Source organism: Burkholderia sp. WSM2230, assembly GCF_000472445.1.
In the GTDB taxonomy this organism is placed as follows: domain Bacteria; phylum Pseudomonadota; class Gammaproteobacteria; order Burkholderiales; family Burkholderiaceae; genus Paraburkholderia.
In genome coordinates this window covers 265,262-277,853 of record NZ_AXAJ01000006.1, presented here as the reverse complement: position 1 = coordinate 277,853, position 12,592 = coordinate 265,262, and the positions used below count along the sequence as shown (strand labels likewise).

At 63.6% G+C, this 12,592-nt stretch carries 16 protein-coding genes and 1 tRNA gene; 10 read left to right on the top strand and 7 right to left on the bottom strand.

Annotated features, from left to right (window positions below):
* On the bottom strand, window positions 1-426 hold the full coding sequence (locus A3AC_RS0114835; RefSeq protein WP_025599747.1) for a hypothetical protein: 426 nt from the start codon (window positions 424-426) through the stop codon (window positions 1-3).
* Between the two features lie 424 nt (window positions 427-850).
* On the opposite strand from A3AC_RS0114835, the gene ssuD reads away from it, so the two are divergent.
* From ssuD to A3AC_RS0114810, 4 genes are read left to right on the top strand one after another with little or no spacing between them, the layout of a single operon-like run.
* On the top strand, window positions 851-2,011 hold the full coding sequence (ssuD, locus tag A3AC_RS0114825; protein ID WP_025599744.1) for an FMNH2-dependent alkanesulfonate monooxygenase: 1,161 nt from the start codon (window positions 851-853) through the stop codon (window positions 2,009-2,011).
* Window positions 2,012-2,062: 51 nt separating this feature from the next.
* Window positions 2,063-2,929 (top strand): aliphatic sulfonate ABC transporter permease SsuC, encoded by an 867-nt coding sequence (gene ssuC / locus A3AC_RS0114820; RefSeq protein ID WP_025599742.1) that lies wholly within the window; start codon window positions 2,063-2,065, stop codon window positions 2,927-2,929.
* Window positions 2,926-4,125, top strand: coding sequence for an ATP-binding cassette domain-containing protein (locus tag A3AC_RS0114815; RefSeq protein ID WP_025599741.1), 1,200 nt, complete (start codon window positions 2,926-2,928; stop codon window positions 4,123-4,125). The genes ssuC and A3AC_RS0114815 overlap by 4 nt, the downstream gene beginning before the upstream one ends.
* A gap of 47 nt (window positions 4,126-4,172) precedes the next feature.
* Window positions 4,173-4,388, top strand: a complete 216-nt coding sequence (locus A3AC_RS0114810) for a TOBE domain-containing protein (RefSeq protein ID WP_006048789.1) — start codon at window positions 4,173-4,175, stop codon at window positions 4,386-4,388.
* An 8-nt stretch (window positions 4,389-4,396) separates the two neighbouring features.
* On the opposite strand, the gene A3AC_RS0114805 is transcribed toward A3AC_RS0114810, so the two are convergent.
* On the bottom strand, window positions 4,397-4,699 hold the full coding sequence (locus A3AC_RS0114805) for a hypothetical protein (RefSeq protein WP_025599740.1): 303 nt from the start codon (window positions 4,697-4,699) through the stop codon (window positions 4,397-4,399).
* Between the two features lie 175 nt (window positions 4,700-4,874).
* Here A3AC_RS0114805 and A3AC_RS0114800 point away from each other — a divergent pair, with 175 nt between their 5' ends.
* Together A3AC_RS0114800 and A3AC_RS0114795 are read left to right on the top strand one after the other, a co-directional pair.
* Window positions 4,875-5,072 (top strand): hypothetical protein, encoded by a 198-nt coding sequence (locus tag A3AC_RS0114800; protein ID WP_025599739.1) that lies wholly within the window; start codon window positions 4,875-4,877, stop codon window positions 5,070-5,072.
* A 155-nt stretch (window positions 5,073-5,227) separates the two neighbouring features.
* Window positions 5,228-5,470, top strand: coding sequence for a DUF6566 family protein (locus tag A3AC_RS0114795; protein WP_025599737.1), 243 nt, complete (start codon window positions 5,228-5,230; stop codon window positions 5,468-5,470).
* A gap of 138 nt (window positions 5,471-5,608) precedes the next feature.
* Here the strand turns inward: A3AC_RS0114795 and A3AC_RS0114790 are convergent, their stop codons facing one another.
* Window positions 5,609-5,875 (bottom strand): hypothetical protein, encoded by a 267-nt coding sequence (locus tag A3AC_RS0114790; RefSeq protein WP_025599736.1) that lies wholly within the window; start codon window positions 5,873-5,875, stop codon window positions 5,609-5,611.
* A 325-nt stretch (window positions 5,876-6,200) separates the two neighbouring features.
* Between A3AC_RS0114790 and dusA the strand changes: the two genes are divergently transcribed.
* Window positions 6,201-7,202 (top strand): tRNA dihydrouridine(20/20a) synthase DusA, encoded by a 1,002-nt coding sequence (gene dusA, locus A3AC_RS0114785; protein ID WP_025599735.1) that lies wholly within the window; start codon window positions 6,201-6,203, stop codon window positions 7,200-7,202.
* Between the two features lie 145 nt (window positions 7,203-7,347).
* Window positions 7,348-7,423: transfer RNA gene (locus tag A3AC_RS0114780), tRNA-His, on the top strand.
* A 104-nt stretch (window positions 7,424-7,527) separates the two neighbouring features.
* Here the strand turns inward: A3AC_RS0114780 and A3AC_RS0114775 are convergent.
* Both A3AC_RS0114775 and A3AC_RS0114770 read right to left on the bottom strand, forming a co-directional pair.
* A complete protein-coding gene (locus tag A3AC_RS0114775; RefSeq protein WP_025599734.1) occupies window positions 7,528-7,863 on the bottom strand; it encodes a hypothetical protein in 336 nt (111 codons plus the stop codon).
* A 270-nt stretch (window positions 7,864-8,133) separates the two neighbouring features.
* Complete coding sequence (locus A3AC_RS0114770) at window positions 8,134-8,346, bottom strand: DUF3820 family protein (protein WP_025599733.1); 213 nt, start codon at window positions 8,344-8,346, stop codon at window positions 8,134-8,136.
* Window positions 8,347-8,480: 134 nt separating this feature from the next.
* Between A3AC_RS0114770 and A3AC_RS0114765 the strand changes: the two genes are divergently transcribed.
* Both A3AC_RS0114765 and A3AC_RS0114760 read left to right on the top strand, forming a co-directional pair.
* On the top strand, window positions 8,481-9,533 hold the full coding sequence (locus A3AC_RS0114765) for an NADP(H)-dependent aldo-keto reductase (protein WP_025599731.1): 1,053 nt from the start codon (window positions 8,481-8,483) through the stop codon (window positions 9,531-9,533).
* A gap of 418 nt (window positions 9,534-9,951) precedes the next feature.
* Window positions 9,952-10,374, top strand: a complete 423-nt coding sequence (locus tag A3AC_RS0114760; protein ID WP_025599730.1) for a hypothetical protein — start codon at window positions 9,952-9,954, stop codon at window positions 10,372-10,374.
* Between the two features lie 70 nt (window positions 10,375-10,444).
* Here A3AC_RS0114760 and A3AC_RS0114755 read toward each other — a convergent pair whose 3' ends face one another.
* On the bottom strand, window positions 10,445-11,272 hold the full coding sequence (locus A3AC_RS0114755) for an ABC transporter permease (RefSeq protein ID WP_025599728.1): 828 nt from the start codon (window positions 11,270-11,272) through the stop codon (window positions 10,445-10,447).
* 246 nt (window positions 11,273-11,518) lie between these two features.
* Window positions 11,519-12,433, bottom strand: a complete 915-nt coding sequence (nodI, locus tag A3AC_RS0114750) for a nodulation factor ABC transporter ATP-binding protein NodI (RefSeq protein ID WP_025599727.1) — start codon at window positions 12,431-12,433, stop codon at window positions 11,519-11,521.
* Between the last annotated feature and the right edge of the window lie 159 nt (window positions 12,434-12,592).

The window sequence follows — 12,592 nt, the reverse complement described above, 5'->3', positions numbered from 1 at the left end:
TCAATCCGCTTCTTCGTTTGCCATGAAGGCGCGCATGAAGACGAGCGCGCCCCAGCCCCACATGGCGTTCGCCGCAAAGCCCATGGCGAGGCGCGGCAGCATGTTGCCGCTCGGCCAGATGCCGCGAATCGGATCCACCACGAACACGCTGGCCGCCGTCAATACGATGCCGCCGAATACGAAAGCCGGCAGCCACGGCGCGCGGCGCTCGGGCGCGACGCGCAACAGCCACGCCATCAGCACGGCCCAGAACGCGCTCCAGATTGCATTGGCAATGAACTCGGGCAAACCGAGCGGCATGAACGGCGCAGTGGAAAAACCGCTCTGCTCGACGACGCCCGCTGCATGCAGCAGCGCAAGCGTGGAGTCATGAAAGAACAGCGATGCCAGAAAACCGGCGACGAACGGCAGGATGAGTTTTTGCATGCATTGCACCGCCAGGGTACAGGCGCGTGACTTGCATTGCCTGCACCGGATTATTGGAAACGTGCGCCATTATATCCAGCGCTAGCGGCTTTTCCGCGTACCTGCAGCGTCGCGTTCGTATGTTGTAGCGTCGGGCTAATCACGCAATTGGAAAACCTAAGCTCAAAAAAATCGTTCAAAAGCCGCGCCCCGGTCCATAGACTGTTTCTTCATGCAAACGGTGCCTTGCGCCGTTGCCCTTAGCGTCGATACCGCAACTTTCCGTCCTGTCGCGATGCACCGCCGGTTCATCTCCGATAACCGGCCGGATGCGCGCGGCCGGCGTGTGCGTGTGGCTGCATTTCCAAATCGCCTGCATTGCGCTTGCATGCGCGGCAGGCGCTGTCTTGACCCAATCCAGTTTTGCATACGCGGGGAGCAGCAAATGAATGTGTTCTGGTTCATCCCGACTCATGGCGATAGCCGTTATCTCGGTACGTCGCAAGGCGCGCGCGCTGCCGACTACGATTATTTCCAGCAGATCGCCGTGGCCGCCGATACGCTCGGCTACGAAGGCGTGCTGCTGCCGACCGGCCGTTCATGCGAGGACGCGTGGGTCGTCGCATCGAGCCTGATCGCCGCAACCAGGCGCCTGAAGTTTCTGGTCGCGATCCGGCCGGGCATTTCGTCGCCGGGTCTTGCGGCGCGCATGGCCGCGACGTTCGACCGTCTGTCGAACGGGCGTCTTCTGATCAACGTCGTGACGGGAGGCGATGCAGCCGAGCTCGAAGGCGACGGCGTATTCGTCGACCACGACACACGCTACGAAATCACCGACGACTTCCTGCACATCTGGCGCAAGCTGCTCACAGCTGCGCATACCAACGAAGCAATCGACTTCGACGGCAAGCATCTGAAGTCGAAGGGCGGCAAGGCTCTGTATCCGCCCGTGCAGAAGCCGCATCCGCCGCTGTGGTTCGGCGGTTCGTCGCCGGCCGCGCACGAGATGGCAGGCGAGCACATCGACACGTATCTCACATGGGGCGAGCCGCCCGCGGCGGTCGCAAGGAAAATCGCCGACATTCGCGCACGCGCCGCCGCGCATGGCCGCACCATCCGCTTTGGCATTCGCCTGCACGTGATCGTGCGTGAGACGGAAGAAGAAGCGTGGGCCGCCGCCGACAAGCTGATCAGCAAGCTCGACGACGAGACCATCGCCCGCGCGCAGGCGTCGTTCTCGAAGATGGACTCCGAGGGCCAGCGCCGCATGGCCGCGCTGCACGGCGGCAGGCGCGGAAGCCGCGCCGAACTGGAGGTCTACCCGAACCTGTGGGCCGGCGTGGGCCTCGTGCGCGGCGGCGCGGGAACCGCGCTCGTCGGCAATCCTGAGCAAGTGGCGGCGCGCATGAAAGAGTACGCCGACCTCGGGATCGAGACGTTCATTCTGTCCGGCTATCCGCATCTGGAAGAGTCGTATCGGTTTGCGGAACTCGTGTTCCCGTTGCTGCCGAACCGCCAGCGCAAGACTTCTGGCGGGCCGCTGTCCGGACCGTTCGGCGAGATCGTCGGCAACAACTATCTACCGAAGGCGGCGAGCGCGAGCTGAGCGCCGTCCGGCTGCTTGCGGCAGCTTCGACAGTCAATGAGGAAAGTGATCATGGCTCAATCCACCGTGAGTGCGCAGCGTGATGACGGCGTGCGTGGCGGCGCGGCGCTCGGCTTTGTGCGGGCCTCGGCTTTCGGGTCGTTGCGCCAGATCGGCGCGTCGCTTGCGCCCTGGGTCGCACCACTTCTGATCCTGCTCGCGTGGGAAGCCGCCGCGCGCAGCGGCGTGCTGTCCACGCGCGTTCTGCCTGAACCGCTCGCCGTCGTGAAGGCGGCGTGGTCGCTGATCCAGTCGGGCGAAATGTGGGCGGACGTGAAGGTCAGCACGTGGCGCGCCGTGTCCGGTTTTGCAATAGGCGGTGGCATCGGTCTCGTGCTCGGGCTCGCGACTGGCCTCTTCAAGCCGGTCGAGATCGCGCTCGATTCCACCGTGCAGATGATCCGCAATATTCCGGCGCTCGCGATGATCCCGCTGGTGATCTTGTGGTTCGGCATCGAGGAGCAGGCCAAGGTGTTTCTCGTCGCGCTCGGCGTGTTTTTCCCGGTCTACGTGAACACTTTTCACGGTATCCGTTCGGTCGATTCCAACCTGATCGAGATGGCGCGCAGCTATGGCGTGAAGGGTTTCGCGCTATACCGCCATGTGATTCTGCCGGGCGCGTTGCCGTCCATTCTCGTCGGAGTGCGCTTTGCATTCGGGCTGATGTGGGTGACGCTGATCGTCGCAGAGACCATTTCGGCGCAATCGGGCATTGGCTATATGACGATGAACGCGCGCGAATTCCTGCAAACCGATGTCGTGGTGGTCGGCATTCTGCTGTACGCCGCGCTCGGCAAGATCGCCGACTTGCTGGCAAAGAGCCTCGAGCGCGTGTCGCTGCGCTGGCACCCGGCTTATCAACGTGGAGGTAAGGCATGAGCGCAACGACACTCTCGGCGTCGTTCGGCGGCATTGCGGGCAGCGATCTCGAAGCGGAACTGGCGCAGGCGCGCGTCGTGGATCGCGACGCGGATGTGGCGGCCGATCTGGAAGAGCGCGATGGCCGGCATCCGCGTACTCATGCAGAGCGGCCGGGGTTGGAGGGAGCGGGCGCGGTGGTGCGCAATGGGGCGGATGGCGGTCGTGGCGCTCAAGGCGCACCCGGCGCACCCGGCACACACGGCACACACGGCACACACGGCACACACGGCACACACGGCACTAGTGGCACGCCCGGCACTAGCGGCACTAGCGGCACACCCGGCACTAGCGGCGGCAATAACGCCAACGGTCCTCACGGCGCTTTCAGGACAGCCGACTACTCGGTCGAACTGCGTAGCGTCGGCAAGCAGTATGGCGAGCGCAAGGTGCTGACGGACTTCGATCTGTCCATCGAGCGCGGCAGTTTCGTCGCGATCGTCGGCCGCAGCGGCTGCGGTAAGTCGACGTTGCTGCGGCTCGTCGCCGGCCTCGAGAAGACCACCGCGGGCGTGCTCGAAAAACGTGCCGAAGACGGCCGGCCGCTCGATACGCGAATCATGTTCCAGGACGCGCGCCTGCTGCCGTGGAAGACCGTGCTCCAAAACGTGATGCTCGGCCTGCCGCGCAGCGCGCGCGACGACGCCCGCGCCGTGCTCGCCGAAGTCGGCCTGCTGGAGCGCGCGAACGACTGGCCCACCCAGCTTTCCGGCGGTCAGCGTCAGCGCGTGGCACTGGCGCGTGCGCTCGTGCATCGTCCGCAATTGCTGTTGCTCGACGAGCCGCTCGGCGCGCTCGACGCGTTGACGCGCATCGAAATGCACACGCTGATCGAGCGCCTGTGGCGCGAGCACAAGTTCACCGCATTGCTCGTCACGCACGACGTGCACGAAGCCGTTGCGTTAGGCGATCGCATTCTGTTGATCGAAGAAGGGCGCATCGCGCTCGATCAGGCGGTGCCGCTCGCGCGTCCGCGAGCGCGTGCGTCCGCGGGCTTCGCCGCGCTCGAAGAGCATGTGTTGCAGCGCGTGCTGAAGAATGCGCCGAACGGCGACGCATTGTCGGACGAGCCTCACGGCGCGCGCGACGCACGCCCGCGCGATGCGGCGAGCGCCGGCCGTTTCACGCGGCCGACAGATGTTCGTTGGGCTGTCTGACATTCCTTGACTGACTGAATTCAATCGCTTCTCTGGAGCCACCCGCAATGAGCATTTCCGCTATCAACGTACGCAATCAGTTCAAAGGCAAGGTCAAGGAAATCATCCGCGGACCGGTCGTGTCCGAAGTCGATGTCGACACACCGTTCGGCATCGTGACCTCGGTGATCACCACGCGCTCCATCGACGAACTCGAGCTGCAGGTCGGCTCGGAAGTCGTCGCGCTGGTCAAGTCGACAGAGGTCTCGATCGCGCGCCTGTAAGCGCCGCGCTATTTTGCGTTCGCGCCGCTCGCGGGCGGCTCGTGCATCATTTTGTCGTTAGTCGGTTTGCGCGGACGTTTGATCGGCATGTTGTCCGGATTGCTCGATCCGGTCGCACCGGAGGCCGATTCCGGCGGCTTTACCATCGACGACGCAGCGTCGCCCGGCTGGTTTGCCTGCGCGGCCTGAGTCGTGTGCGTTGTCTGCTTCGGCGGGGCCGCGTCCGTCTTCGCCCACGCGGCCGTTTCACCCGCGCCCAGCGCGAGCAGCGCGGCGGCTGCGGTGAGCGCGGCCAGAGTGCTTCGCTTCATCTCGTTCTCCTTTTGCGTGCCCCGCGTTTGCACGGGTTGCATGAGGTTTCCTGGTAGACCCGCGTCGTCCGCGAAAATTCACGCGCAAGCCATTCGCTCATGACGATCCGCCGACGCTACACCATCCGCCGTGGAAACTTGCTAGGATGAATTAGTCGTGTCGACGGAGACCGCCATGTCCAAGCCACTGAGTCCCGAAGCGATAGAAGCCTTGCGGCGCCTGAACGAAGTAGGCGTCGGACAGCCGGTGCCGAAGTTCCCGCAGTCCGTGACCGCGCAACTGCTGGCGTGCGGTCTCGTCGCCGAAGCGAATGACGACGAGGTCGAAATCACCTGCAACGGCAGGCAATATCTTTCCGGCGATTGCGACTGAACGCGCTGACAGGCGTCTCACGCGATGTCGCGGTACGAGCCGCCAGAGGTTGCGCTTGCCGGGGCAGGCCGTAGCGCGCCGCGTCAAAGCTGACGCGGGCGTGTTCGCGCGCGACAAATCGCAGTCCCTAGTCCGGCAGAAGCAAGGAGGTGAAGATGGAGCCGAAGGGCCTCGACATGGGCGATTACCAGGAGCGCTACCTGGACTACGACATCGAGGTCGCGGTCGAGCAGGTGCTTACCGGCGTCAAGGCACATTTCCGGGTGCTGCGTGAAAACGCGGTGGTGGTCGACTGGCGGCTGGTGCATATCGACAGTCTTTGGCCTACCGAGCATGCTGCCGCCGAAGCCGGCTTTCGCGCCGCGCGCGAGGTAATCGACGCGGGTCTCGCGGCTTGAGGGCGCCGGTGCGCGTCGGCTGCTCCGGCCCGCCGCGGCTGAAGAGACAGGTAAACGAAACTGGGCGCCGGCACCGGAATCCGGTGCGGCGCCCAATTCGCATGCTGCCGCAGGGGCAGCATGGTAGACGGCGAGTGCTTAGTGGCCGAAGAACACCGATTGCGGACCCGAAACCGGTTCGCGGGTGCCCGATTGCGACGACGCGTTGTTGACGCCGCCGTAAGCGTTTGCCTCGGCGTTAGCACGTTCTGCCGCGACGGTTTGCGCGTTCTGGCCTTGTTGCGAAGCCGGTGCGCCGACGGACGGGCGATAGAACGGTGCGGGGCCGTAGCCGCTCGCAAAAGCCGGTGCAGCGATCGAAGCGGAAACAGCAACGAGCAGGGCGGCGATGAATTTGGTCTTCATGATGTACCTCCAATGATTTCGATTTTCAGGGTGGCGTTGCAGGGCCGGTGGGGTGTGTCTGCAACGTCGATGGAAGGCAGTGTATACCCCTACTATCGAAAATTTGTGCCGATAATCTGAAATTACTATTCTCGCTGCTGAAATAATGCTGTCGAGCCTTACGTAGCGCGGCAGAGCGGTGGTTCGACCCCTGTTTATCGGGGGCAAAACTATCTTCATAGACCTGATCCAGGAAGGGTGATCGGCGCGTAGACGAGGCTCCGGTCCGGCGGTATCCCGGGTTGCGGTAAAATCGCGGTTTCGAGTCAAGCCGTTTGGCCGCCCCATGTCTTTGCCTCTGCCCGCCAGTCCACGCCGCGTCAGCGTCGCCCCGATGATGGACTGGACCGATCGCCATTGCCGCTCGCTTCATCGCATGATTTCGCGCCATACGTGGCTTTACACCGAAATGGTGACGACCGGCGCGCTGCTGCACGGCGACGTGCCCCGCCATCTCGCGTTCACGCCGGACGAGGCGCCCGTCGCGTTGCAACTCGGCGGCAGCGAGCCCGAAGACCTTGCGCGCTCGGCCAAGCTCGGCGAGCAGTGGGGTTACGACGAGATCAATCTGAACTGCGGCTGTCCGTCGGAGCGCGTGCAGCGCGGCGCGTTCGGCGCGTGTCTGATGAACGAGCCGCAACTGGTTGCAGACTGTGTGAAGGCGATGCGCGACGTGGTCTCGGTGCCGGTGACGGTCAAGCACCGGATCGGCGTGGATGCCGTCGAGGAGTACGGCTTCGTGCGCGACTTTGTCGGCACCATTGCGGAGGCGGGCTGCGAGATCTTCATCGTGCATGCGCGCAATGCGATTCTCAAAGGCCTGAGCCCGAAAGAGAATCGCGAGATTCCGCCGCTCAAGTACGACTACGCGTATCGATTGAAGCGCGACTTTCCGCAACTGGAGATCGTCATCAACGGCGGAATCAAGACGCTAGACGAAGTCGAGACGCATCTGCAACACGTGGATGGCGTGATGCTCGGCCGCGAGGCCTATCACAACCCGTATCTGCTCGCCGATGTCGACGCGCGCTTCTATGGTTCGACCGAGGCGCCGCTCACGCGCGAGCAGGTGGAAGCGAAGCTGATCGAGTATTGCGCGGTAGAGATGGCGCGCGGCACGTATCTCGGCGCGATCACGCGTCACGCGCTCGGCCTTTACCGCGGCGAAGCCGGCGCGCGCGGCTGGCGGCGTGTGCTGTCCGACAGCAAACGTCTCGCTGCGCGCGACCTCTCGATCTTCGACGAGGCGAGACAACATCTGCGTGAGCCGGTCGAAATTTTTGAATAAAGGACTAGGCAAACGCCGTTCGTGTTCGTATAATCTCGTTTCTTCGTTGGCGAGCCATGTTTTAAAGCGATTATCCAAGCGATAGGCAAGCGATAATCAAGCAATAAGCAAGCAATAAAGCGGCGAGTCAAAGCAGATATCAGTGGTGGCTGTAGCTCAGTTGGTAGAGTCCAGGATTGTGATTCCTGTTGTCGTGGGTTCGAGCCCCATCAGCCACCCCAAAGAATTCAGCGGTAAAGAGTTGCAGAAAGATTGACAAACGGCGTTGTGAGAAATCACAACGCCGTTTTTGTTTTGCGCCTTGTTTTCGCGGAGCAGTCGGACATCAATGGCTGCGACCTCCGCCATGCCAGCCGCCGCCGCTCCACGAACTGCCGCCTCGCGATCCACCATATCCGCCGCCGTGCCAGCCCCCGCCGTGGCCGCCATGCCAGTCGCCGCCGCGCCAGTGGCCACCGCCACCGTGGTAGCAGCAGGACCCACCCCAGCCACCCCAGATGCCTACCGTGCCGTACACCGGCGCATACGGTGCGCCGTACGCGTAGCCATAGTCGGGGTAATAAGGTTGCGCGTAGCCGTAGTCATAGGCGGGCGCCACAGCGCATCCGCCGACGGCTGCTGCCACCGCCAGCAATGCCACCGATCCAAAGAGCCTGTTCACGATCTCGTCTCCCTGTCCTGACCCGTCCTGACATAAAGAATCAGAAAGGCCGCGCGCGAAGGAGTTCAGCCGCATTTGTGTCCGTGCGTTACGGTCCGCCACAATACGCCGGCGGACGGCACGCGCTCACGCCGCGTTCCATGCCGGAGCCTGCGCACAATGCTGGCGTGGCGAGCTGTGTCGGCCGGTTCGCGACGCGGTAACAGTTGGTTAATCTTCGGCCTCGTCAACGTGCCGCGCCGGCGATGGTCATCCAGTCGAAGGAACGCCTCAGCGTTGCCGCAAAGGCTCGATCAGCGACGACAACCCGTTGTGATCGATCTCGTGCATCAACGCAAGCAGCCGTCCAATCTCGCCCGGTGGAAAGCCCTGGCTCGCGAACCAGTTCAGGTAATGGCCGGGCAGGTCGGCAATCAGGCGGCCTTTGTATTTGCCATACGGCATCGTGCGCGTGACCAGCAACTCGAGGTGTTCGCGATTCATGGAGGTTCGACCGAAAGGGTTGAGCGCGGCGCCCGCGGACGCCTGCCAGGACGGCATTCTAGCCTCGCTGCAGGCATCGCGCCGGCGTGGTAACGTCCCCGGTTTATGTTCATACAAACGATAGGACAGCTTTCATGGAATACCGCAGACTCGGCGATTCGGACGTACAGGTCAGCCTGATCGGGCTCGGCACTATGACGTGGGGCGAGCAGAACAGCGAGCAGGAGGCGCACGCGCAGATCGACTACGCGCTCGACCACGGCATCAACCTCATCGACACCGCGGAAATGTATCCGGTGCCGCCGCGTGCAGAGACGCAGGGTTCGACCGAACGCTTTATCGGCACATGGCTCGCGCAGCATCGCAGCGCCCGCGACAAGATCGTGCTTGCCACCAAGATCGCTGGGCCCGCGCGTCAGCCGCACAACCCGCGCCATATCCGCGGCGAAACCAACCAGTTCGATCGCAAGAATCTGACAGAGGCGCTCAACGATAGCCTCAAGCGTCTGCAAACGGACTACGTCGATCTGTATCAGTTGCACTGGCCGGACCGCAGCACGATGACGTTCGGCCGCCCGGCGTATCCGTGGGTCGACGACGAATACACGGTGCCCATCGACGAAACGCTCTCCGTGCTCGGCGATTTCGTCAAGGCGGGCAAGGTGCGGCACGTGGGCGTCTCGAACGAAACGCCGTGGGGCGTCGCGCAGTTTCTGCGCGCATCGGAGAAACTCGGCTTGCCGCGCATCGTCAGTATTCAGAACCCGTACAGTCTGCTCAATCGTACTTACGAAGCAGGGCTCTCCGAATACGCGCATCGCGACAATATCGGCTTGCTCGCGTATTCGCCGCTCGCGTTCGGCTGGTTGACGGGCAAGTATGAAGGCGGGGCGCGTCCGGCCGGCGCGCGCATTTCGCTGTTCGAGCGCTTTCAGCGCTACAGCAAGCCGCAAGCGATTCAGGCCACTTCGCGTTACGTCGAACTGGCGAAGCGCGTTGGGCTCTCGCCCGCGCAGTTGGCGCTCGCCTTCGTCAACAGCCGGCCGTTCGTGACCAGCAATCTCATCGGCGCCACCTCGCTCGATCAGTTGATGGAGAACATTGCGAGCGTCGATGTAAAGCTCTCGCAGGACGTGCTCGATGAAATCGACGCGCTGCATCAGTTGCAGCCGAACCCTGCGCCGTAAGCGGCCGGGACGTACCGGGAAGCCGGCAGGAAACGGGCAGGAAGCGGGCGCGAAACGGGCAAGAGAAAAGGGCAAGAGACGGGCAGGAGAAAAGGGCAAGAGACGGGCAGGAAGCCGGCAGGAATCTGGCAGGAAGCGGGCAAGGAGCCGCCAGCAAGCGGCCACCAGGCACCCAGCAAGCACCAGCAAGCGGCCCCTACTTGCAACGAAAGGCAAATGTGCCTGCCTGTCGGCAAATCACGACCTAAACTGTGGTGAGCAGGGCGGGCTTCGCCACTCGTGCCGTTCCCGCCGTCCACGCCGCGCGCGTCATGGCGTTGACCGGCGCGCCTGAATGGTACGATGCAGCCCAAAAACGGCAGCGGCGGCGGCTTGTCCGCCGCGCTGTACAACACAGCGATAGGACCCAGGACATCGAATGGCGCAACAGAAAACAAACCCAAAACTCGAGCAGGCGCTGACGCGCGGGGACCTTGCAATCCGTCAGGCGAATTCGGCGCGGGCTACCGCGTTGCTGCGCGCGTTGGCCAAAATGATCGTGGATGCCTCGGCAACCATCGGCGTGGAAGCCTTCACGCTGATCCCGGACGGCGACAAGATTTACGATCCCGCTGACGGCCTCTGGCCGCAAGAGCTGCAGATATCGCTCGACGGTCCCGTCGAAGACGCCGACCCCGACGAGATCCGCACCGTGCGCTTGATCGCCGACGACCCCGGCACCATGTTCCGCGTCGAATGGCAGCGTGCCGACGGCAAAATTGGGCGTCACGAAGGCGGCCCGTTTGCGACCGTCGCGTTCATCTCAGACGTCGACATTCCGTGGACCGACGACGAGGACTGAGCCAGCAGCGGTCGCACAGTTTCGCGCGCGGGCGCTGGCCGCCTCGGCCCAGCGCCCGCGAAGATGTCAGCTACTTCATCATCCTGCGCCGGAACAGCACGGCCGAAACAATAAACCCGCCTACTGCATAAGCCGCCAGTATCGCGGCATGTCCTGCGGCGTTTTCCAGCGGCCGCGCCAGCATCGCCGGCCGGATCAGATCGACGGCGTGTGCCAAAGGCAGTGCTTCGGCGGCGCCGCGCGCGGCGGCGGGCAACTGCGAGATCGGGAAAAACACGCCGGAGAGCAGCAACATCGGCGTCAGCACCAGCGTCTGATAAAACATGAAAAAGTCGTACGACGGCGCGAGCGCGGTCACGACCATCGCGACACTGGCAAACGCAAGTCCCGTCAGCACGATGACGGGCAGCGCCAGCAGCATCGACGGAAAACTGGCGTAGCCGAGCGCGCCCGCCACCAGCATGATTGCGGCGCCCGAAAGCACCGACTTGCTGGCCGCCCAGATCACTTCGCCGAGCACGATATCACCGAGCGTCAACGGTGTGTGCATGATGGCTTCCCACGTGCGCTGCACGTGCATGCGCGAGAAGCCGGAATACATGGACTCGAAGCTCGCCGACATCATCACGCTCGAAGCCACCGTGCCGGCGGCGAGGAACGCGATATACGACACGCCGTCGACGCGCCCGACCATCAGTCCCAAGCCGAAACCCAGGCCGAACAGATAGATCATCGGATCGGCGAGATTGCCGAACATCGAGGCAAGCGCAAGCTTCTTCCACACCAGATAGTTGCGGCGCCACACCGCGATCCAGTTGACGGCGTTCGCGGGCAGGGCGGCGAGCGGCGCCTGCCTGGGCGGCGTGGCTTCGTTGCTTCGGTAGGTGCGTGCGTCCATGCGAGTCTCGCGGGTGTTTGGAGTGGTGTTTCGGGCGGTATGTCGTGCAGTGTCTTGTGCAACGTCGCGCGCAGTGTCTTATGCCGTGTCTCGTGCAGTGCTTCGTGCAACGTCTCGTGCAGTATCTTTTGAGACGTCCCGTGCGGCATCTCGTCCACCGTCGGGTACGGTGCCGCATGTAGCGTCGGGTGCACTGCCTCGTGCACTGCCTGCCAGTCGCAGTCGTTGGCGCAGCGCGGAGCGCTCTCAGTCCTGCATCTCGCGCCCCGTCAACCGCAGGAACACATCCTCCAGGTTCGCGGGGCGGTGCAGATAACGCAGATCCGTGCGTTGCTTTAGCCGCGCATGCACCGGCCCGGCGTCGTTCACATAACAGAAAAGCGTTTCGCCGCTGATCTCCGTGCGCTGCGCTAGCGGCGCGAGTTCGTCGCGCAACGCGAGCGGATCAGGGCCGAAAACCTCGATCACGTCGCAGCCGATTTCCGATTCGATCAGCGCGCGCGGCGCGCCTTCCGCAATCTTGCGTCCTTCCTCGATCACGCACAGCCGGTCGCATAGCCGCTCGGCTTCCTCCATGAAATGCGTGGTCAGCAGGATCGTCTTGCCGCGCCCCAGCAGCGAACGCAGCCGCTCCCAGATCAGATGCCGCGCCTGCGGGTCAAGACCGGTAGTCGGCTCGTCCATGATCAGCACGTCGGGATCGTTGACGAGCGCCCGCGCGAGCGTGAGGCGCCGCTTCATGCCGCCCGACAGTTCGCTCACGCGCGCGTCCGCTTTGCTTTCGAGGCGCGCGAATTCCAGCAGCGACGGCACCATCGCCCGGCATTGCGCGCCGCTCAACCCGAAATACCGTCCGAACACCAGCAGGTTCTCGCGGACGGTGAAGTCCGGATCGAGGTTGTCGAACTGCGGCACCACTCCGACGCGTGCCCGCGCGAGGCGCGCCCGTCCAGGAATCGGCTCGCCGCACAGATGGATCGCACCGGCGTCCGGCGCGGCGATGCCCAGCAGCATGCGCAACGTGGTGGTCTTGCCCGCCCCGTTTGGTCCGAGAAGGCCGAAACATTCGCCGGTGTCGACATGAAACGACAGTCCGTCGACAACCTTCTTGTCGCCGTAGCTTTTTTCGACTCGGTGAAATTCGATCGCGGCGTCAGGCATGGGTGAAATCGAGGCTCCGGGAAAAGGCGCAAATGACCGGGAAGGCTGCTCATTCTAGGCCATCGGCCGGGAACTGTTGGCGCGCCCACCACGCTGGCAAAGCCGCTTCTTGCACCGCCGCAAGAGCGCCGCCGACGCTGCCGCCATGGCGCGCGCCCC

What these genes read in the sequence shown, in the direction of transcription:
- A3AC_RS0114835 (WP_025599747.1), bottom strand. Translation starts at nt 426, where the DNA reads ATGCAAAAACTCATCCTGCCGTTCGTCGCCGGTTTTCTGGCATCGCTG.
- ssuD (WP_025599744.1), top strand. Translation starts at nt 851, where the DNA reads ATGAATGTGTTCTGGTTCATCCCGACTCATGGCGATAGCCGTTATCTC.
- ssuC (WP_025599742.1), top strand. Translation starts at nt 2,063, where the DNA reads ATGGCTCAATCCACCGTGAGTGCGCAGCGTGATGACGGCGTGCGTGGC.
- A3AC_RS0114815 (WP_025599741.1), top strand. Translation starts at nt 2,926, where the DNA reads ATGAGCGCAACGACACTCTCGGCGTCGTTCGGCGGCATTGCGGGCAGC.
- A3AC_RS0114810 (WP_006048789.1), top strand. Translation starts at nt 4,173, where the DNA reads ATGAGCATTTCCGCTATCAACGTACGCAATCAGTTCAAAGGCAAGGTC.
- A3AC_RS0114805 (WP_025599740.1), bottom strand. Translation starts at nt 4,699, where the DNA reads ATGAAGCGAAGCACTCTGGCCGCGCTCACCGCAGCCGCCGCGCTGCTC.
- A3AC_RS0114800 (WP_025599739.1), top strand. Translation starts at nt 4,875, where the DNA reads ATGTCCAAGCCACTGAGTCCCGAAGCGATAGAAGCCTTGCGGCGCCTG.
- A3AC_RS0114795 (WP_025599737.1), top strand. Translation starts at nt 5,228, where the DNA reads ATGGAGCCGAAGGGCCTCGACATGGGCGATTACCAGGAGCGCTACCTG.
- A3AC_RS0114790 (WP_025599736.1), bottom strand. Translation starts at nt 5,875, where the DNA reads ATGAAGACCAAATTCATCGCCGCCCTGCTCGTTGCTGTTTCCGCTTCG.
- dusA (WP_025599735.1), top strand. Translation starts at nt 6,201, where the DNA reads ATGTCTTTGCCTCTGCCCGCCAGTCCACGCCGCGTCAGCGTCGCCCCG.
- A3AC_RS0114770 (WP_025599733.1), bottom strand. Translation starts at nt 8,346, where the DNA reads ATGAATCGCGAACACCTCGAGTTGCTGGTCACGCGCACGATGCCGTAT.
- A3AC_RS0114765 (WP_025599731.1), top strand. Translation starts at nt 8,481, where the DNA reads ATGGAATACCGCAGACTCGGCGATTCGGACGTACAGGTCAGCCTGATC.
- A3AC_RS0114760 (WP_025599730.1), top strand. Translation starts at nt 9,952, where the DNA reads ATGGCGCAACAGAAAACAAACCCAAAACTCGAGCAGGCGCTGACGCGC.
- A3AC_RS0114755 (WP_025599728.1), bottom strand. Translation starts at nt 11,272, where the DNA reads ATGGACGCACGCACCTACCGAAGCAACGAAGCCACGCCGCCCAGGCAG.
- nodI (WP_025599727.1), bottom strand. Translation starts at nt 12,433, where the DNA reads ATGCCTGACGCCGCGATCGAATTTCACCGAGTCGAAAAAAGCTACGGC.